The sequence below is a fragment of the Chryseobacterium cucumeris genome, from assembly GCF_016775705.1.
GTDB classification, from domain to species: domain Bacteria; phylum Bacteroidota; class Bacteroidia; order Flavobacteriales; family Weeksellaceae; genus Chryseobacterium; species Chryseobacterium cupriresistens.
This window is the reverse complement of record NZ_CP068760.1, coordinates 3,665,088-3,684,446: the sequence shown is the minus strand read 5'-3', so window position 1 is coordinate 3,684,446 and position 19,359 is coordinate 3,665,088. Positions and strand designations below refer to the sequence as shown.

The window sequence follows — 19,359 nt, the reverse complement described above, 5'->3', positions numbered from 1 at the left end:
AGTAAAGCGGACAAAAATTTTATTTTATTTTTCTTGGAAGACTTTATTTATTTTTTCATAGCTTAGTGATATCGTAATACGGTGATTTTATGTTGAATAAATGCAGAAGAATTTAGATGATCCAAGAAAAATCTTAGTAAAATTTTGTATGTTACAGTTTTTTTTTAAATTTAAACATTGGATTGGTAATTTATTTGATTCATCGGTAAATTACTCGAGGACAGATCCAAACCAAAATAGTAAATCTCAAAATAACAATAATATGGCAATGTTTAATTATGGTGTTGGCGGAAACGAGGTAAAAGTAGACGCTAATGAAGCTATTCAGGAAATACAGGAAAATAAATCACTGATAGTAAGCCAGCTTACAACAGAAGAGTCTTATACCCCTGAAATCGTAACAGGGTTAAAAACAGTGGAAGACGTTTTCAGACATTTCCAGCCTTCAGTATCGGTACAGCACGAAACAGAAGATGGTGGAGTGGTAGAAGAAGAATTCCGTTTTCAAAACCTTGGAGACTTTACCCCTAAAAGCCTTACTCAGAAGTCAGATTATCTGCAGCAATTGAGCATGGAACAGGAGCAGTACAATAAAATAGTACGTCAGCTGAAAACAAACAAAATTCTGCGCAATATGCTGGAGAACGATCAGACAAGAGCGGCGTTCATAGAGGTATTGAAAGAAGTGGCACAAGAACTTGAAAAATAATTAAAGACTTACATTAAATCATGGATAGCAAATTACAGGCACAAGAAAGCCAGCAGCAGGGTCAGCAGCAACACGCAGGGCAGCCGAAGGGTAACCCGCTTGCAGAGCTCAATAAAATGGGAGGATTTGGCTTTGTTGAATCCGTTGTAGACGGTATTGCCAATATGAACCCCACAAGAAAGGCAAGAAAAGAAATCTTCCTGAACGATAGCAATAAAGCAGAAGAAAGAAAAGAACTTCTTCAGAAGATCAACCTTTGGGTAAACCTTTTAGAAGGTAGCGAATCTGCTGATAAAATGGCTGATACGTGCAAAAGTAAAGCACAACAGGCCGACGAGAATTTAAAGAAAAACTTAAAAAATACACTGGATGCTGTTCGCATGCTGGAGACCAACTACAGAACAGTAGCGCAATTCTACAAAAATACAGAATTGGATAAAGTGGATAACGTAAGTATCGTCAATGCAAGCCTTGAGCAGGTTTCCGATCTGGATAATCCTCTGTTCATTGATGCTATTTCAGAAGAATTCAAAAATTATTATGATCGTCTTGACCTTAGAGATAACTACTCAATCCTTGCCATACCTGGATATTTAGGATCAAACAAGGTCATCGAGAAGTGGGCAAAAATCTGTAACGAAAACAAAGTAATGATGGTTACAGACTTCGCCAACCTTGATAAGCCGGATGATGTAGTAGACTTATTCCACTCTGCCAACCTTACAGGAGGTGAGCTTCACAGAAGTAACGTTATTATGACGTGTAACTGGCTGGTAGGACGTGGTAAAGCTGAAGAAGTGGGGGAAGAAGAAAACGTAGAACTTCCACCTTCCACTTCATTAGCAGGAAAAATCCATAAAACACTGATGTCTCAGGTAGCAGCAGGTAAAAAACATGGTAATATCAACGAAGTAGACGCTGTAAAATTCGAGCTTAAGAAAAGTGAAATTTCTCAGCTGGAAAAAATGGGTCTTGTACCAATGGTTAACGAATACGGAAAAATTATGGCTTTCTCAGCGAAGACCTTATTTACAGGAGACAATATCGGTCTTCAGACGTATTCCGTAGTTCGTGTATTCGACTATGTAACCAAAGTATTACTTGATTTCCTTAACAGAAGAGCTTTCGAAAACTGGAATGCTAAAAACGAAGACGATTTAAGAAGACAGATTGTAACGTTCCTTGACAATATCAAAGGACCGGACAAGCTGATCGAGAAATTCAAAATTGTTCGTTTCGAGCAGGATAGAGTAAACAAAGACAGAGTATGGCTGGATATCCGTATGACCCCTTATTTCCCTACAAAAAGTTTCGTTATTAAATTGGACGGACACAAAGGAGATGATGGTAACGAATGGGATGCAGAATATACTCAGGAGTAACATAAACATACTTTACATAACAAAAACCGATGCAATATTACATCGGTTTTTTTTCAACCAACACCTATGAAATTGAATATGAATAAGAAACTTATCATTGGTTTACCTATGTTATCAATGGTGCTTTTGATAAGTTGTGAAAAAAAATACCAAAGTCCGGGCACTTACGAAAATGATCTTTTCGCACAGGAACGTCAGGAAGGAAAAGCATACATCATGAATGAAGATGAATGTTTTGATGGAAGTGAACTCGTACTTGCAAGTTCAGAGGTAAAACTTTCAGACAGTTCAAAAGGCCGCGGAAAATCATTCTATCTCTATAAAGTAAAATCCGGAAAAGTATTGAAAACAGTAAGAGATTCTATGGTAGATATGCCAATGCTGTTTTTATCTCAATACAAATTAAAGATCAAAAATACAGATTCTATGTATGTGTATCTGAAGAAGCTTGAAGGGTATCGTTTTATAGCCAAAGACAGAAACCTTAAGTATCAGTGGTTAAAAGCGGCTCCGGTATATTCTGTTGAGAAGAATTAACTTTAAATTCAGGTTTTTTATATCACTATATCATGATTTTTTTTACTTTTGTTTTTGAACAAACACAAAAACAAAATGAAAAAGAATGTAACTCTGTATGAGGATATAATCCTTCATCCTCTCCTACAATTTAATCTGAAAAGTAGTACCTGTCCCAATAACTTCCGACTGAAAGCTATTTAAATTCTATCAGCGATGACAGGAAATATTGCCGGGGATCAGAATCCTCGGGTTGGAACAACATGTTCCTACGAAATAAAGCCTTCAGTACTTTCATTTGTACTGAATGGGGACTTTGAATGGTATCTTTATAAGAAACAGAAAAACGGAAGCTGGAAAGACATCACCGGAAAGCCCAAGACCGGTGAAAAAGTGACATACAACTTTGGAGAAATAGCGCTGGGAGTAGAATTTCAAATGAAGGTGTATGAAATTAAAAAAGGGATTTTACCCGGCCTTCCTGTTACCAGGGAACTGGCTGGCAGCCTTATAATAGTTCCTATCAGCAACAAGGTTCCGAAGATTGATAAAGTAGTCCTCTTTAACAGAGGAACAAAAGATTTCAATACGGCCAGCTACCGTGATACTCTTATTGCGCAGGCTCACTGCATCGCAATGTTTAATAAAGAAATTGAATTTCACCTTTGGGAAGATGACGCTCCTGGAAAAGGGCACGATGCCGGTATTAACAAAAACAACCGTCACATCCGCAGCTATAAGGCTCGCGTCAATGAAAAAGGAATTGCGGAAGTATCTATTCATTTAATGTCTGATGAAAAAATTCTTCGTCAGATGTCTAATCAGTTTCTGATGAAAGGTGACAGAAATGAAGGCGCGAATCATGAATATTATGTTACAGCCACTTATTCAGGGCAAATTCAGGGAGCCAGCCAGGTGAATGTAGATGTAGTCAACCCTGATTATAAGGGACAACCTCAACCCAAACCTAAGCCGCAGCCTGAGAAACACACACCAAAATTTCCTGTCGGACCAGAAGGTGGTCCCAAACAGCCGGATCCTAAAGGTAATATTATAGAAGCGGTTTTCATTGATGATACAGGAAAAGAGCTTTCCAAAGTAGCTGTAGGAGATAAAGTTAGGGTCAGAATTCACTCCAAAAATATGGTGGGAAAACACATCCAATATGTCATCTGGAAATATGATTCCACATCCACTCATGAAGTTTATAGAAGTGCAATGATTAAAATTCCTGCCGATGTATATGATACCTCAGGATTTATCATTACAAAAGTGAGTTCTGAAAAAGGAATAGGCTTTCCTATCGGCAATCTGAATTCCTATACACAAAACTATTTTATAGAAATTATCTCCAAAGATCTTTCTGCAGAATCTCAGAAATTTGGGGTAAATTCGGATGGACTGATGGAAATGGAGAAGGTGAAGAGTGCGGTGGTGGTGCAGAATACGCAAAACCCAGATAAACCAGGAAGTTGTATATGTCAGGAACAGTATAAAGATTTAGTATGGGGAGGAAAAGTAAGTTGTGAGTTTAGAAAGAAAGTAGTGCAAATTGCTAAAAATTTAGAACTACCACAAGAAAATTATGAAGGGGCAAATTGGTTAATGACAATTATAGCTCTAGAATCAGCATATTCATTTAGCCCTAAATGTGGTACTTTTTGGAAAAATCCTGATGAAAATAGTAAATACAAATATATTGGATTAATACAATTTGGAAAAGCTGCAGCAGAGGAAATTGGGACAACAAGAACTCATTTGATGTCATTAAGTGCAGAACAACAATTAGACTACGTTGAAAAACATTTTAAGAAAAAAATGTATAAAAATCTATTAAAAAATAGAACTGCTCTTTACTTAGCTGTAAACTATCCAAATTCAACAGCCCATGCTTCTGAAAAAAATTATGTTGTTTATGATAGTACGAAAGATGCATATGATGACAACTCAATGTTCAAAAGAGAGACACACGAATTTTGGATCGATAAAAATGGCAAAAAGCAATTTTATAAAGGTAAAGAGGGAAAATCCTATGTTTGGGAATTCGAAGAAGCTTTGAAAGAAGTAGAAGAATTAGGGCGATCTAATAAAACAATGACTTTTACATGCGGCAATAATAGTACAAAAAATGATAGTGTTAATGCAAAAGATATTGTAACTTATCATATATATCATGATAACAAAATCGAAAAACATATTCCTAAAAAAATAAAGGAAGGAAATGAAACTAGATATAAATATGTTTATCATGATTCAAAAGGAAATGAGCATGAAATAACGACTGTAGATTGGCATACGACTAAAGAAAAGGGTGTTGGACAAGTTTATAACACTAAACCTACTCATTCAAAAGTTCTTTCTGATCAAAATGTTTCTGAAGGAAATACATCTAGACGTGTAAAATATGAAAATGGAGATATTGCAGAATACGGAACTCATCCTAAAAAAGGAATCATTTGGCTATTATATAAAGCAGGAAAAAATAATGTTGAATTAATTAAAATGCCAGATAGTTTAAATTATAAAAAAGATGATGTTTCTATTGCTTATAGATTTTCAAAAACTCAAAGAAGGTATACTGGAGCAGATTCTTTTGCTGGATTTATTGGGTATTTAGCTAAATCTGGATACAAACTAACTACAACAGGTAGTTGTTTTTCTGAAGGTTCAAGCTTTCCAAGTCAGGAACATTGTAATGGAAGAAGTGTAGATACACTTTATTTAGGTATTGTTGAGCAAGATCAAAAGGTAATAGATAGTGCAATATTTTTCCATTTTACAGAAGTTTTAAAGGGTATAAATGAGTACTGTCAGAAGCTAAAAAGAGCTGGTAATGGGGGAAGCCTTCACAATAGTCATTTGCATTCCGGAAATTTTAATAGTAGTGTTATAAAAACAATTAAAGAAAAATGAAAAACCTAATTATTTTATTATCTTTTTTAAGTATTTTTTCTTGCAAAAAAACGCAAGAGAATGTTTCAAAACCATCTTTCTCCCAAGAAATATCCATTGATAAAAATTGGAATGGTGATAAGTTAATTTCTGATTTGAATTTTGTAAGCTCTATCAATCCTACTTGTAAATTAAAAACTACTTTTTTTGATAGATCAGAAAAACAAATTGAAGAAGATGATGCAAAATGTACCCTATCTAAAATTAAATTCAATTATGAAAAATTAAACTCAATAAATAAAAAAAACATTATTGGAAAACTGGCTTCTAATATAGAACTATTCATTAAAAATAATATTCCTAAAAGCAATAATGCAGATTTAAGTTACCAAACGACATTGTATATTGAAAAAAATAAAACAATAACTGACTCGATTGTTATTTACCAATCTTTTAATTTTTCAGAAGCATTAACTGTAAAAACAAAATATTATTACCTTGATAAAAATGAAATTTATTTATTAGATATCGTAGAAGATGAATCTGGAGCAAATGTTGAAAAATGGGAACATTATAAAATAAATTCTTCAGGCAAAATATCTTCAGTACAACAAAAATCTTTCTCAAAAGATAATAATATTACGAAAACAAGTATTGATTTTTGGAAAGGGAAATATCATTTTGAAGCTTCAAATAGAGACGAAGCAAAAACTATTTTTAACATCATAGTAAATTCCCTTGAAGATATTTCTATGGATATTACTGAAGAAGGAACAACAAATAAATATTCTAAATTAAAGGCTGAAGAAATTAATCATCAAAAAATTAAAATAAAATATAATGATTCTTCTGATGAGATGGGAGTTATTTACATTGAAAAATCAGACGACAATTACTTTATTTCAGGAAATCCCATATATTTTATCAACCCCGGAAATAATGAAATGCCATTACAAAAAATTAAATAAATAATCCTTACTGTTTCCAAATGTTTGAAAATTAATATAATGGACAATGATGAAACCCATTTTAACTTTATTATCTCTCATTTTCTTTTTTAGTTGTAAAGAAAATAATAGGAAAGCCATTAATAGTGATAAAATAAATTTAAATGAAAATATGGAGGAAGAAGATCTACCCTCTTCTTTTAATTCAAATTCAGCACAAACTAAAAACTATAGAGTTAACTTTAATAAAAGTGATAAAAATGATCTCATTATTATAGAAAAAAACACAAATGATTATACTTTAAAAGCGCAAACTGATAATAAAGTATTTTTTACAAAAAACATTGACTGTGATTTTATAGAAATAGATACTAATACAAAAGACAAACAAATCTTCAATTTAATTTTAGGTTACACAGATCAGTATCAAAATACGTCTCGAAAAATTGTTATGCCCGTTTTTTTCAAGAATAATGATTTATTTATTGAAAAATTATTCATCGCAACTTTAGGAACAAGTGCGAAAACAGGTGATGAAGAATGGATGCAAAAAGAGACCTCTGAAAAAATATCGCTCAAACAGCTTGATTTGGATAGAATCTTATCAGGATAAATAAACTAATTGATGAAATCCTTTTTAACTTTATAATCATATATATTTAAGTAGGAAGAGATCAGAGTAAAAAATTAAATTTATACAATAACAGATTCACAAAAAAACTCCTTCAACATCAAAAACAGGAAAAATAAAATAAACCTATCTTTGCAGCATAGAAACAATGTTCAGGATGAAGAGAAAATGATCTCTTCAATGATTTAAAATAAGATTGGTTTTTGGAAAAAAATAGAACAGGTTCAGAATTCCTTCATATAGGAAACAGGCTTTTGGAGTGGTACAGCAATAATGCAAGAGATCTGCCTTTCAGACAGACAAAAGATCCGTACAAAATCTGGATATGTGAAATCGTATTTCAACAGACGAGAATCAATCAGGGATTGAATCATTATAATAACTTTATTAAAAGATTTCCTGATGTAAAAACATTGGCGGAAGCTGAAGAAAACGAAGTTTTACTCTATTGGAAAGGATTGGGATATTATTCAAGAGCCATCAATATTCACAAAGCGGCCCAACAGATCATGAACGATTATCAGGGTGTCTTTCCTCATGAATATGAAGAAATTTTAAAACTGAAAGGAGTAGGGAAATATACTGCAGCAGCGGTTTCAAGTATCTGCTTCGGGGGAAGAATGCCTGCTGTTGACGGAAATTTCTACCGTGTTCTGAGCCGTCTTTTTGCCGATGATTTTGATATTTCAAATTCAAGAGCGTTTACCTATTTTTCTGAACTGGCCGCCCTGGTAATGCCGGAAAATGTAGGAGACTTTAATCAGGCTATGATGGATATCGGCTCGGAAATCTGTAAACCCAAAAATCCGCTGTGCGGAGAATGCCCTGTAAATGAAGATTGTCTGGCATTTTCCATGCAAAAAATTTCAGATTATCCTGTAAAAACAAAAAAAGTAAAAGCAGAAGATCTTGCTTTGACCTATTATTTTGTTCATAGAAAAGGACAATTTCTGATCCGTCAGAGAGCAGATGACTTCATATGGAAGAAATTATTTGAGTTTCCCACAGCTATTCCTTCCGATATGGAACCCTTCATTACAGGCTCAAAAACAGTTACCCATAAACTGACCCATAAGAATTTAAGCATTGAAATATGGAATGTTGAGGTTACTTCAGAAAAGCAATGGAATGATTTTATCGCTGAAAATCAATACCAGATTACAGACCTTGAAGGCTCTCATGAAAAATCCTTTCCGAAGCCTTTGGAAATTTACATTCAAAACGCACTGAAAGACTGAAATTTGTCTTCTGAAATCTGAAATCTAATTTGTACTTTTGCAAAATGATTAAAAAAGTCATTTTTATTTTTGTATCGCTGCTTTTAATTTCATGTGGAAAAGACCCTTCACCAAAACCTTATGGAGAACTGCGTCTTGAATATCCCCCACCGAAATACCAGAAGTTTGAAAACGATTGCGCCTATACCTTTGAGTATTCGGACTTTGCTTCCATAACGCCAGCCAAAAAACCTTGCTGGTTTTATCTGAACTATCCGAAAATGAAAGCTAAGCTTTTCGTTACTTATTATCCGATACAAAACGACTTTGCTGACCATATCAAGGAAGCTGAAAAAATGGTGTATGAACATACCATCAAAGCCAGTTCTATAGATACAAAATCCTTCGAATACCCTGAAAAGAAAGTATACGGGAACTTCTATGAACTGAAAGGGCAGAGCGCTTCTAATCTTCAGTTTTACATTACAGACAGTACGAAACACTTCGTAACTGCTTACTTATACTTTAATACGAGACCGAAACCGGACTCTCTTGCTCCCGCAGTAAATTATATCAAAAATGACATGAAACATCTGCTGGACACTTTTGAATGGAAAAAATAATTACTTTTAATATACATTGAAAAATATATGAAACTTTTAGTTGTAGGAAGTGTTGCATTTGATGCAATTGAAACACCATTTGGTAAAACGGACAAAATTTTAGGAGGTGCAGCCACTTATATCGGGATCACTTCATCAATTTTAGGCGTTAAATCCGGAATTGTTTCTGTAGTAGGAGGAGACTTTCCACAGGAACATCTGGATATGTTCACAGACAGAGATGTAAACATTGAAGGAATTGAAATCGTGAAAGAAGGAAAAACATTCTTCTGGTCCGGAAAATACCACAACGATCTGAATACAAGAGATACTTTGGCTACAGAAGTAAACGTGTTGGAGAACTTTGATCCGAAAATCCCGGATTCAATGCAGGATGCCGAAATTTTACTACTTGGAAACCTACACCCTGGAGTTCAGTTATCTGTACTTGAAAAAATGAACAACCGTCCTAAGCTGGTTATCCTTGATACCATGAATTTCTGGATGGATTCTGCATGGGATATCTTAATGGATATGATTGCAAAAACAGATGTTATTACCATCAATGATGAAGAGGCAAGACAGCTTTCAGGAGAATATTCTTTAGTGAAAGCAGCTAAAAAGATCCACACAATGGGTCCTGAATATGTGATCATTAAAAAAGGAGAGCACGGAGCTTTACTTTTCCATGACAATAAAGTATTTGCTATCCCGGCACTTCCACTGGAAGATGTTTTCGATCCTACAGGAGCCGGAGATACTTTCGCAGGAGGTTTTGCCGCATATCTTGCTAAAAAAGGGAAAATTGATTTCGAAACGATGAAGTCTGCTCTTATCGTTGGATCTGCAATGGCTTCATTCACCGTAGAGAAATTCGGAACAGAAAGAATAGAGGAAGTAAACGAAGCTGATATGTTCAGCAGATTGAGACAATTCAAAGAATTGACAACATTTGATGTTGAACTGCAATAAATAAGTCTTTTTAAGAAATATTTATAATAAAAAATTGAAGGAAATTCGTTAAGAATTCTAAATTTGCAACTTGTTAAAATAGTAAAATGACAAATAAACTAAAAATCACTTTTCTTCTTGGGATTTTCATCATGATATTCTCTTCAAATATGATGAATGCTCAGCTAAAACAAGGAGATCTGGTGGATGGCATTGCAGCTGTTATCGGGGATGAGATTGTATTGGAATCTGATGTAATCGAGCAGATGAATTATGGTAAACAGCAGGGAGCTGCCAACACAGACAAATGTGAGTTCCTGGAAAATCTTATCAGCAATAAACTTCTTGTATACGAAGCAAAAAAAGATACGTTAATTGAAAACCGTTCTGCAGCAATCAAAGAACAAGCTAATGCAAAATACCGTCAGATGCTTTCCCAGTTTCCGGATGAAAAAACAATGCTTGCAGCCTATAAGTTCAGAAATGCGTATGAACTGAAAAATGCTATTGAAAAAATAGATACAGACCAGTATTACGGACAGGCGAAGTACCAGAGAGTTACTGATAAAGCAGACGTAACTCCAAATGAGGTAACTGATTTTTACAATATGTATAAAACACAGCTGCCACAGGTAAAAGATGAAGTTACTTTAGCTCAGATTATGATCTACCCGTCACTTACAGAAGCTCATAAACAAGACCTTATCAACAGACTAAAAAAAATCAAACAGGATATTATCGGAGGGGAAACTTTCGAAAGCCAGGCAAGAATTTATTCTGAAGATGAAGGGTCAGCTGCCAACGGAGGATTATATAAAAATATCAATAAAGGGCAGATGGTGAAGCCATTCGAAGCTGCTGCATTGAACCTTCAGGAAAATGAAATCTCAGATCCTGTTGAATCTGAATTCGGATTTCACATTATTCAGTTGGTGAAAAGATCCGGTAAAGTATATGATGCAAGACACATCTTGTTGAAAGCTGTTCCTACTGATGATGAGATCAAAACTGCAAAAGCAAAATTAGACAGTATCAGAGGTCTTATTATCGATGGTAAAATAACATTCAAAGATGCGGCTTTTAAATTCTCAGATGATAAAAGAACAAAATTCAACGCCGGGATCATTCCTGGAGCCGATGGTTCTGATAAAATTGAAAGAGAAAGTATCCCCGGAACAATCAGCTACGAATTGGCAGGTTTAAATAAAGGTGATATTACTACTGCTTTTGAAGATGAAGAGAACAAAAGAAAACAAATCAAGATCATCAAAGTGGAAGATGTGATTCCTTCTCACCAGATTACGCTGGAGACAGACTTCAGCAGAATCAAGCAGATGGCACTGAATAAAAAGAAAAGTGAAATGGTTGAAAAGTTTGTCAACTCCAAGTTACCGACAACCTTTATTTCAATTGACGGACGTTACGATAGCTGTAACTTTAAGTCTAACTGGAAGAAACAATCCTTAACAAAATAAAATCAAAACCTTCAGAATTTCTGAAGGTTTTTTTTATAATAAGCTTTAAAGAATAATAAGCTATGATAGAAAATATTGACATATTTTTCCCGGAAAACAGTTGTTTTTATTATTTTTACACATGAGCAATTTTATAGATTTTAACGCTGCAAAAAAACTTCATGACATGGAGGCTACACACAATAGAATTTCACACCTTTTTAATATTAAATATCCAATTATCCAGGCAGGCATGATCTGGCATTCAGGATGGAGACTTGCTTCTGCAGTTTCTAACTGTGGAGGATTGGGAATAATAGGAGCAGGAAGTATGTATCCTGATATCCTGAGAGAAAACATCCGGAAATGTAAACTCGCAACAGATAAGCCATTCGGGGTAAATGTACCGATGTTATATCCTAATATTGAGGAAATTATTCAGATCATCCTTGAAGAAGGAGTGAAAATTGTATTTACGTCAGCCGGTAACCCGAAAACCTATACGGAAACCCTTCAGAAAGAAGGAATAAAAGTAGCTCACGTCGTTTCTTCCACCAAATTCGCTGTAAAATGTGAAGATGCCGGAGTAGATGCCATTGTTGCAGAAGGTTTCGAAGCAGGAGGCCACAACGGAAGAGATGAAACCACCACATTCTGTCTTATTCCGAATGTAAAGAAACATATTTCTAAACCGTTAATCGCTGCCGGGGGAATTGCTTTAGGTTCACAAATTAAGGCTGCAATGATTCTTGGTGCGGACGGTGTACAGATCGGTTCCCGTTTTGCTGCTACCCACGAAGCTAGTGCCCATGAAAACTGGAAAAAGAAAATTACAGAACTCCAGGAAGGAGATACACACCTTACGTTGAAAGAACTGGCTCCTGTAAGAATGGTTAAAAATAAATTCTTCAATGAGCTGGAAGATATTTATGTGAACGGAAGAAACAAAGATGCTTTAATCGCATCGCTGGGAAGAGCCAGAGCAAAAAAAGGGATGTTTGAAGGAGATATGGAAGAGGGAGAACTAGAAATAGGCCAGGTTTCTGCTTTAATTGATGAAATTCTTCCGGTGGAAACTGTTTTCAGCCATCTTTTAAAAGAATTTGAAGAAACGAAAATTCCGGTTTTTTAATATGATTTTATTCGATGGAAGGAAGAAGAATTGATGTAAAGGGACAAAAATTATATATCGAACACAATAATCAATTCCAAGACAGGCCTACGATTGTTTTTCTGCATGATTCATTAGGATCTGTGCAGCTTTGGAGGGATTTTCCGGCAAAACTGTCTGAAGCAGCACAGTGCAATACCCTTGCTTATGACCGGTTAGGCTATGGTAAATCATTTCCTATGCTTACTCATGAACGGCCGGTACATTATATGGAACTGGAAGCAAATTTGTTGAATGATGTACTGATTGAAATGGATATTGATAACGCGATTCTCTTTGGGCACAGTGATGGGGGAACAATTGCTTTGATCACCGCTGCAAAATATCCCGAAAGAATAGAAGCCGTTATCTGTGAAGCTGGTCATATTTTTGTAGAAGAAACAACTTTAAAAGGAGTTTACGACGCATGGGAAGCTTACAAAACGACCAATCTTCCGGAACGTTTACAGAAATATCATGGCGATAAAGTAGAAATGCTTTTCAGAGCCTGGACAGAAACCTGGACACGGGATGATTACAGAACCTGGAATATAGAGTATTTCCTGAAAGATATTACAGCTCCGTTGTTATTTATTCAGGGAGAGGCTGATGAATATGGGACACTGGATCAGGTAGAAAAAACAGTGACTCAGGTTAGTGGAAGGTCGGAAAAATATATCATTCCCGGTATAGGCCATACACCACATAAAGAAGTACCTGAGCTTGTATTGGAGAAAGCGGCCGGATTTATCAGCAAATATTTCTAATATACAATATCAACAAGGCACCTGTTAACGGGTGTCTTTGTTTTTGTTAAATAAACAGATTGATCTATTTTTATTTCAATAACTGAAGTTCAGCAGCAATATTTTCCTTTGCCCGGGCTTCATATCTTTCCTTAAAATATTTCGTTTTAAAAATACTTTCAAGCTCAAGGAAATGTTTGAGCACTTTTTTTCGTCCCGGTTTATACAGAAAATCAGGGTAAATGGAATACTCTTTTCTTATATTCTGAGTGTATTGCAGATAGGTTTTTAAATCCTTTCCCAATACAGAAAGATCAGCATCCAGTAGATAATTGGTATCGTCATCATCAGAGCGTTGGTGAGATTTTGTTGCCAGAATCTGCGCAGAAATGAGTGAAATTTTATTTCTATCTATATCAAGTTCTCCAAGCCTTTTTTCTGCTTTGGCCGCACTTTTCTCCTCATTAGACTTAGAAGAGGCATCGTAGATAACGTCATGGTAAAACACGGAGAAAGAAATGGCTGTAAAATCTGAAATCTCGCTTTTCACAGCTTCAAGTTCACTGAACATATTTTCAAGATGAAGAAGATTGTGGTAGTGTCTGCCTTTTTCAGAATATCTGGTCTCAAGTTCGTTCCACAGGCTGTCGATCAGCTGTTTGTTTTCGGTGAAAGAAGAACAAAGCGTGTCAAAATAATTTTTCAGATTCATAGAAATAAGATAAAAAAAAGGAACTTTTAAAAAGTTCCCTGATTTGCTTCCAGAACAGCCTTCAGCTCAGACCAGCCTCCGCCGTTGTAACCGTCCTTTAATCCTTGAGCGTTAAGATAATCCAATGCTTTTCCGCTTCTGTTTCCACTTCTGCAGAATAAGATAACAGGTTTTTCAACAGATAGGATCTCGTCCTGTCTGTCTTCTACTTCACCTAAAGGAATATTCTTAGCACCATCTATATTACCGTCCATTTCCAGCTCCATTGGTTCACGAACGTCGATTAATTCATAGTTTCCTGATTGTATTACTTCTATTAAAGACATAGTTGTTGGTTTAAACATTAAATTAGAAACGAAATTACGTATTTTTTCTTTGAAAAAAATCCTAATGAAAGCATAATTTTTCAGAAAATAATCATCGGTGAAGCGAACTTTGGTAGAAATCAGAAGATTGATAAAATAATCTTAATTTTGCAGTGTGAAATTAATGAATGCAGACGCTGAAAAATATTCCCAACTCATAAAATCCAGGGCAAAAAGTTTTGGGTTTCAGAGTTGTGGTATTTCCAAAGCTGATTTTCTGGAGGAAGAAGCTCCCCATCTTGAAAAATGGCTGAAGAATAATTATAACGGCGAAATGAAGTATATGGAAAATCATTTCGACAAGAGACTTGATCCGAGGCTCCTGGTAGAAGGTTCAAAATCTGTGATTTCACTTTCCTATAATTATTTTCCTGAAGAAAAAATTTCAACACTGGAGAACTTTAAAATCTCAAAATATGCTTATGCAGAAGATTATCATGAAGTCATCAAAGAAATACTCCGTGAAATGGTTGCTGGGCTGCAGGAAGAAATAGGGGAATTTGGATTTCGTGTCTTTGTAGATTCTGCGCCGGTTTTGGAAAGAGCCTGGGCTAAAAAGTCGGGAATAGGCTGGGTTGGAAAAAATGCCAACCTCATTACCAAACAAAGCGGTTCTTTTTATTTTCTGGCCGAAATCATCTGCGATCTGGAGCTGATTCCTGACCATGCCACTACAGATCATTGCGGAAGCTGCAGAAAATGTATCGATGCCTGTCCCACAGATGCCATTGTTTCTGAAAAGATTATAGATGGAAGCCGATGCATTTCTTATGCAACCATAGAACTCAAAAATGAAATTCCGGATTATTTTAAAGATAAAATGGAAGACTGGATGTTTGGCTGCGATATCTGTCAGGATGTCTGCCCGTGGAACAGATTCTCAGCACCCAATAAACAGAGCCGTTTCCAGCCCAATGAAGCCTTGAAAAACTTTAAAAAAGGAGAGTGGAAAGAACTTACCCAGGAAATTTTCTCAGAAATCTTCAGAAAATCTCCCGTAAAAAGAACCAAGTTTGCCGGTCTCAAGAGAAATATTGAGTTTTTACAGAAGACTTCCGACTGATTTTTCTCTGAACTTTCGGTGACAATTCCTCTTTTGGAATTTTTTGAAGTTCCAAACCAGAGCTGATAATTGACCATTCCTTAAATTTTTCGCTTCAAGGAGGTGAAGATTTATATCAATAAGTTTCTTAAAAAGCCTTTCCTATAAAGAAAAATTGATTTTCAGGAGATCAGAATCTCACCGAAAATCAACGTCTTTTTTGTATTCTTTTAGGAGCAGTTTTTACTCTTATTTTAAATCTTTTTTGGGATTTAGTATTTTTACGCATATTTATGAATATTTCGTAACTAAATATAGCCATTTTTTCGATTAAAACAAATACTTTTACTAAAAATTAAAGATTAAATTTTATTAAAAAACATGACTGTGAAAACGATATTAATGTATATCCTGAAAGTGCTAGGAATTATTTTAGGAATTGTGATTATTTACGTAATCCTTGGGCTGCTGATTCCTTATATTCCCGTTTCAGCAAGAGATGACGGACAGAAGAAAGAAATCCCAATCTATATTTACACCAATGGAGTGCATACCGATATCGTAATGCCTGTAAAAAATGACCTTCAGGACTGGAGCCTGAAAATTCCTTTTGCCAATACAAAATCAAAAAAGACAGATTATCAGTATATAGGAATAGGATGGGGAGACAAAGGGTTTTATCTTGATACTCCTACCTGGGCAGACCTGAAATTTTCAACAGCCATAAAAGCTGCATTCTGGCTAAGTGATTCAGCTATGCACTGTACTTATTATAATACGATGAAAGAAGGCGATGACTGTAAAATGATTATGATCAGCAGAAGTCAGTATGAAAATCTGGTGAAATATGTGGAAGATAAATTTGACAGAGATCAGAACGGAAATTTTATGCTGATCCCTACCAATGCTGTTTACGGTGATAACGATGCTTTTTATGATGCAAAAGGGACTTACAGCTTTCTGTATACCTGCAACACCTGGTCAAATAACGCTTTGAAGGCAGCAGGGCAAAAAGCCGCACTTTGGACTCCTTCTGATTTCGGAATCTTTCAGCATTATAAATAAAATATGAAAAAGGTTTTTTGGTTTTTCACCATCTTTTGGATCTGTTCATGTTCTCAGGAAAGGAGAAATAATACAATAAGAACGGTAGAAACATCAGTAGTTGTAGAAAAGAAACCTGAAGCTGATTTTTCTAAATTAAAAATAAAAGCAGAAGAAGCCCTGAAATTCTGTGCTTCAAAGAACCTCAGCAAAGATTTCTGTATTCTCATTGATATGAGCCTTCACTCCGGCGTTAACCGTTTTTTTGTCTGGGATTTTAAGAATAATAAGATTACGAAAAAATATCTGGTAGGGCATGGTTGCGGTTCCAATTCCTGGAGTAAAGATAATTCTAAAGCCAATCCGAGTTTCAGCAATGAAGATGGAAGCCACCTTTCATCTTTAGGAAAGTATAAATTGGAAGGAAGAGGCTACAGCGATTGGGGAATCAATATCAAATACCTGATGCACGGTCTCGAAGAAACCAACAGTAATGCTTTAAAAAGATTTATTGTCTTTCATTCATGGGATATGATGAGCGATAATGAAGTGTTTCCTGACGGATCTCCCGAAGGCTGGGGCTGCCCGACTGTTTCCAACAACGCGATGAAAGAAATTGATCCGATGATTCAGAAATCTGGAAAACCTGTACTGATGTGGATCTATAATTAAATCTGTACATTTGTTTCATAACAATCGTGTTAACTGATTCCGCTTTATGAAACATACCCTTTTCCGCGAACAACAGCTCAATTGTGATATAGAAACGGCCTGGAAATTCTTTTCCTCAGCCAACAATCTTTCAGAAATTACTCCGAAGGACATGGGCTTTATTGTATTAACGGAAATGGAAGATGACGGAATCTATGAAGGAATGCTCATCGATTATTACGTTTCTCCGTTATTCGGTATCAAAATGAAGTGGCAGACCGAAATCACCCACGTTGATTTCCAGAAAAGCTTTATTGATTTTCAGAAAAAAGGACCATACAAATTATGGAACCATCATCATGAATTTATTCCCAATGAGGAAGGTGTTTTGATGAGAGACACCATAGATTATGAACTTCCCATGGGATTTTTAGGAGAAATTGTCCACGATCTTTTCGTGAAAAAGAAACTGGAACATATCTTTGATTACCGTTTTAGAATACTGAGCAAATTGTTCTAAATACTCAATAGAAATGGGCTTTAGCCCGCTTGGATAAAAAAAGCAAAATTTAGAGTCAAAACTTAAAAGAGTCAATAATCAGATATATTACATTGCTTATTTTATTCTGAATTGCAGAGGTATATTCTCTGCGGAATGGCAGACTGCATGAATAAACTTCGCGGTCAATTGTCATTCCTCAGGAATTCAAATACGAATGAGTAGAATTATTCACTAATTGTTTAAGTTTTTTTAACAATTCCATGGCCGGATTTTCCAGGAGAAATGCCTATTTTTGCACAACTATCGTTTTTACTGAAAAACTAAAGTATTCTGATTGACATGGCAGGTCTGAGGTCATTTTTCTTATTCTATATCATACTGGTTTTTTCCCTTTTCAATTCGAATTGGGCGGAAAAATCATTGAGAAATATCCCTCATGTTCCTCCTGTAACCAATATTCATGTTCTGGATGTTTACGAGGAAGCAGATATGAACACGCATGCGCTGCCTGCTGCTTCAAAAATTGTAAAACATTCAGTTAAAAAAAATGATTCTGCCATTGCAGACTTTTCAGGAATATTAAAAGTTATTCCAAAAATTTCCCTTCCTGAGATTGCGGTTTCCACGATTTGCGGCGTTAAATCCTTTCTCCATCTCCTCCAGCTGTATTAGGTTTTAAGTTTCTGAATGCCAAATCATTTTAACGGAAATCTTATAACTTAAACATTTAAAAATGTATTTTAAAACTGTAATAATTTGCATTCTTGCAACATTATTCGCTGTGTCATGCAGTAAAGACAAGAAAAAAAACAATCAAAAAGATAAAGAAGTTCCCGTACTGGAAATCAAGGAAAAAGATACATTGGTGAGCAACCAGTTTGTCACCGATATCCAGGCTAAAAAAAATGTTGAAATGCGTTCCAGAATCGGAGGTATTATCCAGCATATTTATGTCAACGAGGGACAGTTTGTTCAGCAGGGACAGGCTTTATTCAAAATCAATGATGCTGAGCTGCAAATGGAACTTCTGAAAGCCAATGCAGCATTAAAACAGACTGAAGCAGATGTCCGCATCGCAGAAGTAGAACTGAAGCAGATTCAGAGCCTTCATGCTAAGAAATTTGTAGCCAATAACGAGCTGGAAATGGTAAAGGCAAAACTGTCTTCTGCCAAAGCAAAACATGCCTTTGCCGATGCAGAAAAGAGAACGGTTCTTCAGAAAATAAGTTTTACAAGAATTACAGCACCTTTTGATGGAGTGATTGACGTGATTCCTCATAAAGACGGAAGTTTAGTGGAAAACGGAACATTATTAACCACACTTTCACAACTGAACGAAGTGTATGCTTATTTCTCCATTCCTGAAAACTTATACTTTGAACTTTTAGCTAACGATAAAATCGGAAATCATCAAAAAATTGAATTGACGTTGCCTAATGGAGTCAATTACCAGTTCAACGGAGCTTTGAAAACAGCCGAAGGGGAAATCGACAGAACTACAGGTTCTATCCGCTATAAAGTGCTTTTCCCGAATCCGGACCGTTTGATCAAACATGGTACTTCCGGAAAGCTTATCATTTCCGAACAGCAGGATAATGCGATCCTTATTCCACAAAAATCGACCTTCTCCATTCAGGATAAGACCTATGTTTTTGTAGTAGATAAACAGAATAAAGTGAAAATGACCAATATTAAGATCGGAACTACCCTGAGAGATTCTTATATGGTGGAAAGTGGTCTTAAAAAAGGAGATTTAATCATTTATGAAGGAACTCAGTCTTTAAAAGATGGAGATATCATCAAAATCAAAAAGAAGTATTAACCTTTCATAATCTTTAAATCAATC

Annotated in this window: 20 protein-coding genes; 18 read left to right on the top strand and 2 right to left on the bottom strand. The window is 35.4% G+C overall.

Going from position 1 to position 19,359, the window contains the following annotated elements:
• Window positions 1-262: 262 nt before the first annotated feature.
• The 12 genes from JNG87_RS16475 (at window position 263) to JNG87_RS16420 (ending at window position 13,218) form a co-directional block, all read left to right on the top strand.
• Window positions 263-709, top strand: coding sequence for a type VI secretion system contractile sheath small subunit (locus JNG87_RS16475; RefSeq protein WP_041461881.1), 447 nt, complete (start codon window positions 263-265; stop codon window positions 707-709).
• 20 nt (window positions 710-729) lie between these two features.
• Window positions 730-2,091, top strand: coding sequence for a DUF5458 family protein (locus JNG87_RS16470; protein WP_062676366.1), 1,362 nt, complete (start codon window positions 730-732; stop codon window positions 2,089-2,091).
• Window positions 2,092-2,169: 78 nt separating this feature from the next.
• On the top strand, window positions 2,170-2,628 hold the full coding sequence (locus JNG87_RS16465; RefSeq protein ID WP_238349606.1) for a hypothetical protein: 459 nt from the start codon (window positions 2,170-2,172) through the stop codon (window positions 2,626-2,628).
• Window positions 2,629-2,823: 195 nt separating this feature from the next.
• Window positions 2,824-5,520 (top strand): hypothetical protein, encoded by a 2,697-nt coding sequence (locus tag JNG87_RS16460; RefSeq protein WP_202839692.1) that lies wholly within the window; start codon window positions 2,824-2,826, stop codon window positions 5,518-5,520.
• Complete coding sequence (locus JNG87_RS16455; RefSeq protein WP_202839690.1) at window positions 5,517-6,467, top strand: hypothetical protein; 951 nt, start codon at window positions 5,517-5,519, stop codon at window positions 6,465-6,467. The genes JNG87_RS16460 and JNG87_RS16455 overlap by 4 nt, the downstream gene beginning before the upstream one ends.
• Before the next feature lie 46 nt (window positions 6,468-6,513).
• Entirely contained in the window at window positions 6,514-7,059 is a 546-nt protein-coding gene (locus JNG87_RS16450; protein WP_202839688.1) for a hypothetical protein, read from the top strand.
• Window positions 7,060-7,280: 221 nt separating this feature from the next.
• Window positions 7,281-8,315, top strand: coding sequence for an A/G-specific adenine glycosylase (gene mutY, locus JNG87_RS16445; RefSeq protein WP_202839686.1), 1,035 nt, complete (start codon window positions 7,281-7,283; stop codon window positions 8,313-8,315).
• Between the two features lie 44 nt (window positions 8,316-8,359).
• Window positions 8,360-8,917, top strand: coding sequence for a gliding motility lipoprotein GldD (gene gldD / locus JNG87_RS16440; protein ID WP_202839684.1), 558 nt, complete (start codon window positions 8,360-8,362; stop codon window positions 8,915-8,917).
• Between the two features lie 27 nt (window positions 8,918-8,944).
• Complete coding sequence (locus JNG87_RS16435) at window positions 8,945-9,868, top strand: PfkB family carbohydrate kinase (RefSeq protein ID WP_079240824.1); 924 nt, start codon at window positions 8,945-8,947, stop codon at window positions 9,866-9,868.
• A gap of 86 nt (window positions 9,869-9,954) precedes the next feature.
• A complete protein-coding gene (locus JNG87_RS16430) occupies window positions 9,955-11,322 on the top strand; it encodes a peptidylprolyl isomerase (protein ID WP_202839682.1) in 1,368 nt (455 codons plus the stop codon).
• 166 nt (window positions 11,323-11,488) lie between these two features.
• Window positions 11,489-12,433 carry an NAD(P)H-dependent flavin oxidoreductase gene (locus tag JNG87_RS16425; RefSeq protein WP_202844354.1) on the top strand — a complete coding sequence of 315 codons (945 nt, stop codon included), beginning with the start codon at window positions 11,489-11,491 and terminating at the stop codon, window positions 12,431-12,433.
• 14 nt (window positions 12,434-12,447) lie between these two features.
• Window positions 12,448-13,218, top strand: a complete 771-nt coding sequence (locus JNG87_RS16420; protein ID WP_202839680.1) for an alpha/beta fold hydrolase — start codon at window positions 12,448-12,450, stop codon at window positions 13,216-13,218.
• Window positions 13,219-13,288: 70 nt separating this feature from the next.
• Here the strand turns inward: JNG87_RS16420 and JNG87_RS16415 are convergent, their stop codons facing one another.
• Together JNG87_RS16415 and JNG87_RS16410 are read right to left on the bottom strand one after the other, a co-directional pair.
• Window positions 13,289-13,909: a hypothetical protein gene (locus JNG87_RS16415; RefSeq protein ID WP_202839678.1), complete on the bottom strand. Its 621-nt coding sequence runs from the start codon at window positions 13,907-13,909 to the stop codon at window positions 13,289-13,291.
• A gap of 26 nt (window positions 13,910-13,935) precedes the next feature.
• The gene (locus tag JNG87_RS16410; protein WP_202839677.1) at window positions 13,936-14,235 is read right to left on the bottom strand and encodes a rhodanese-like domain-containing protein; all 300 of its coding nucleotides are present in this window, start codon (window positions 14,233-14,235) and stop codon (window positions 13,936-13,938) included.
• Between the two features lie 163 nt (window positions 14,236-14,398).
• Here JNG87_RS16410 and queG point away from each other — a divergent pair, with 163 nt between their 5' ends.
• From queG to JNG87_RS16380, 6 genes are all read left to right on the top strand, one after another.
• On the top strand, window positions 14,399-15,337 hold the full coding sequence (queG, locus tag JNG87_RS16405) for a tRNA epoxyqueuosine(34) reductase QueG (protein WP_202844351.1): 939 nt from the start codon (window positions 14,399-14,401) through the stop codon (window positions 15,335-15,337).
• A 360-nt stretch (window positions 15,338-15,697) separates the two neighbouring features.
• Complete coding sequence (locus JNG87_RS16400) at window positions 15,698-16,381, top strand: TIGR02117 family protein (RefSeq protein WP_202839675.1); 684 nt, start codon at window positions 15,698-15,700, stop codon at window positions 16,379-16,381.
• 3 nt (window positions 16,382-16,384) lie between these two features.
• Entirely contained in the window at window positions 16,385-17,032 is a 648-nt protein-coding gene (locus tag JNG87_RS16395) for a murein L,D-transpeptidase catalytic domain-containing protein (RefSeq protein WP_202839673.1), read from the top strand.
• A gap of 46 nt (window positions 17,033-17,078) precedes the next feature.
• Window positions 17,079-17,531, top strand: a complete 453-nt coding sequence (locus JNG87_RS16390) for an SRPBCC family protein (RefSeq protein ID WP_202839671.1) — start codon at window positions 17,079-17,081, stop codon at window positions 17,529-17,531.
• A gap of 321 nt (window positions 17,532-17,852) precedes the next feature.
• Window positions 17,853-18,185, top strand: coding sequence for a hypothetical protein (locus JNG87_RS16385; RefSeq protein WP_202839668.1), 333 nt, complete (start codon window positions 17,853-17,855; stop codon window positions 18,183-18,185).
• Between the two features lie 61 nt (window positions 18,186-18,246).
• Window positions 18,247-19,335 (top strand): efflux RND transporter periplasmic adaptor subunit, encoded by a 1,089-nt coding sequence (locus JNG87_RS16380; RefSeq protein WP_110009172.1) that lies wholly within the window; start codon window positions 18,247-18,249, stop codon window positions 19,333-19,335.
• The last annotated feature ends 24 nt before the right edge of the window (window positions 19,336-19,359 follow it).

What these genes read in the sequence shown, in the direction of transcription:
- JNG87_RS16475 (WP_041461881.1), top strand. Translation starts at nt 263, where the DNA reads ATGGCAATGTTTAATTATGGTGTTGGCGGAAACGAGGTAAAAGTAGAC.
- JNG87_RS16470 (WP_062676366.1), top strand. Translation starts at nt 730, where the DNA reads ATGGATAGCAAATTACAGGCACAAGAAAGCCAGCAGCAGGGTCAGCAG.
- JNG87_RS16465 (WP_238349606.1), top strand. Translation starts at nt 2,170, where the DNA reads ATGAATAAGAAACTTATCATTGGTTTACCTATGTTATCAATGGTGCTT.
- JNG87_RS16460 (WP_202839692.1), top strand. Translation starts at nt 2,824, where the DNA reads ATGACAGGAAATATTGCCGGGGATCAGAATCCTCGGGTTGGAACAACA.
- JNG87_RS16455 (WP_202839690.1), top strand. Translation starts at nt 5,517, where the DNA reads ATGAAAAACCTAATTATTTTATTATCTTTTTTAAGTATTTTTTCTTGC.
- JNG87_RS16450 (WP_202839688.1), top strand. Translation starts at nt 6,514, where the DNA reads ATGATGAAACCCATTTTAACTTTATTATCTCTCATTTTCTTTTTTAGT.
- gldD (WP_202839684.1), top strand. Translation starts at nt 8,360, where the DNA reads ATGATTAAAAAAGTCATTTTTATTTTTGTATCGCTGCTTTTAATTTCA.
- JNG87_RS16435 (WP_079240824.1), top strand. Translation starts at nt 8,945, where the DNA reads ATGAAACTTTTAGTTGTAGGAAGTGTTGCATTTGATGCAATTGAAACA.
- JNG87_RS16430 (WP_202839682.1), top strand. Translation starts at nt 9,955, where the DNA reads ATGACAAATAAACTAAAAATCACTTTTCTTCTTGGGATTTTCATCATG.
- JNG87_RS16425 (WP_202844354.1), top strand. Translation starts at nt 11,489, where the DNA reads ATGGAGGCTACACACAATAGAATTTCACACCTTTTTAATATTAAATAT.
- JNG87_RS16420 (WP_202839680.1), top strand. Translation starts at nt 12,448, where the DNA reads ATGGAAGGAAGAAGAATTGATGTAAAGGGACAAAAATTATATATCGAA.
- JNG87_RS16415 (WP_202839678.1), bottom strand. Translation starts at nt 13,909, where the DNA reads ATGAATCTGAAAAATTATTTTGACACGCTTTGTTCTTCTTTCACCGAA.
- JNG87_RS16410 (WP_202839677.1), bottom strand. Translation starts at nt 14,235, where the DNA reads ATGTCTTTAATAGAAGTAATACAATCAGGAAACTATGAATTAATCGAC.
- queG (WP_202844351.1), top strand. Translation starts at nt 14,399, where the DNA reads ATGAATGCAGACGCTGAAAAATATTCCCAACTCATAAAATCCAGGGCA.
- JNG87_RS16400 (WP_202839675.1), top strand. Translation starts at nt 15,698, where the DNA reads ATGACTGTGAAAACGATATTAATGTATATCCTGAAAGTGCTAGGAATT.
- JNG87_RS16395 (WP_202839673.1), top strand. Translation starts at nt 16,385, where the DNA reads ATGAAAAAGGTTTTTTGGTTTTTCACCATCTTTTGGATCTGTTCATGT.
- JNG87_RS16390 (WP_202839671.1), top strand. Translation starts at nt 17,079, where the DNA reads ATGAAACATACCCTTTTCCGCGAACAACAGCTCAATTGTGATATAGAA.
- JNG87_RS16385 (WP_202839668.1), top strand. Translation starts at nt 17,853, where the DNA reads ATGGCAGGTCTGAGGTCATTTTTCTTATTCTATATCATACTGGTTTTT.
- JNG87_RS16380 (WP_110009172.1), top strand. Translation starts at nt 18,247, where the DNA reads ATGTATTTTAAAACTGTAATAATTTGCATTCTTGCAACATTATTCGCT.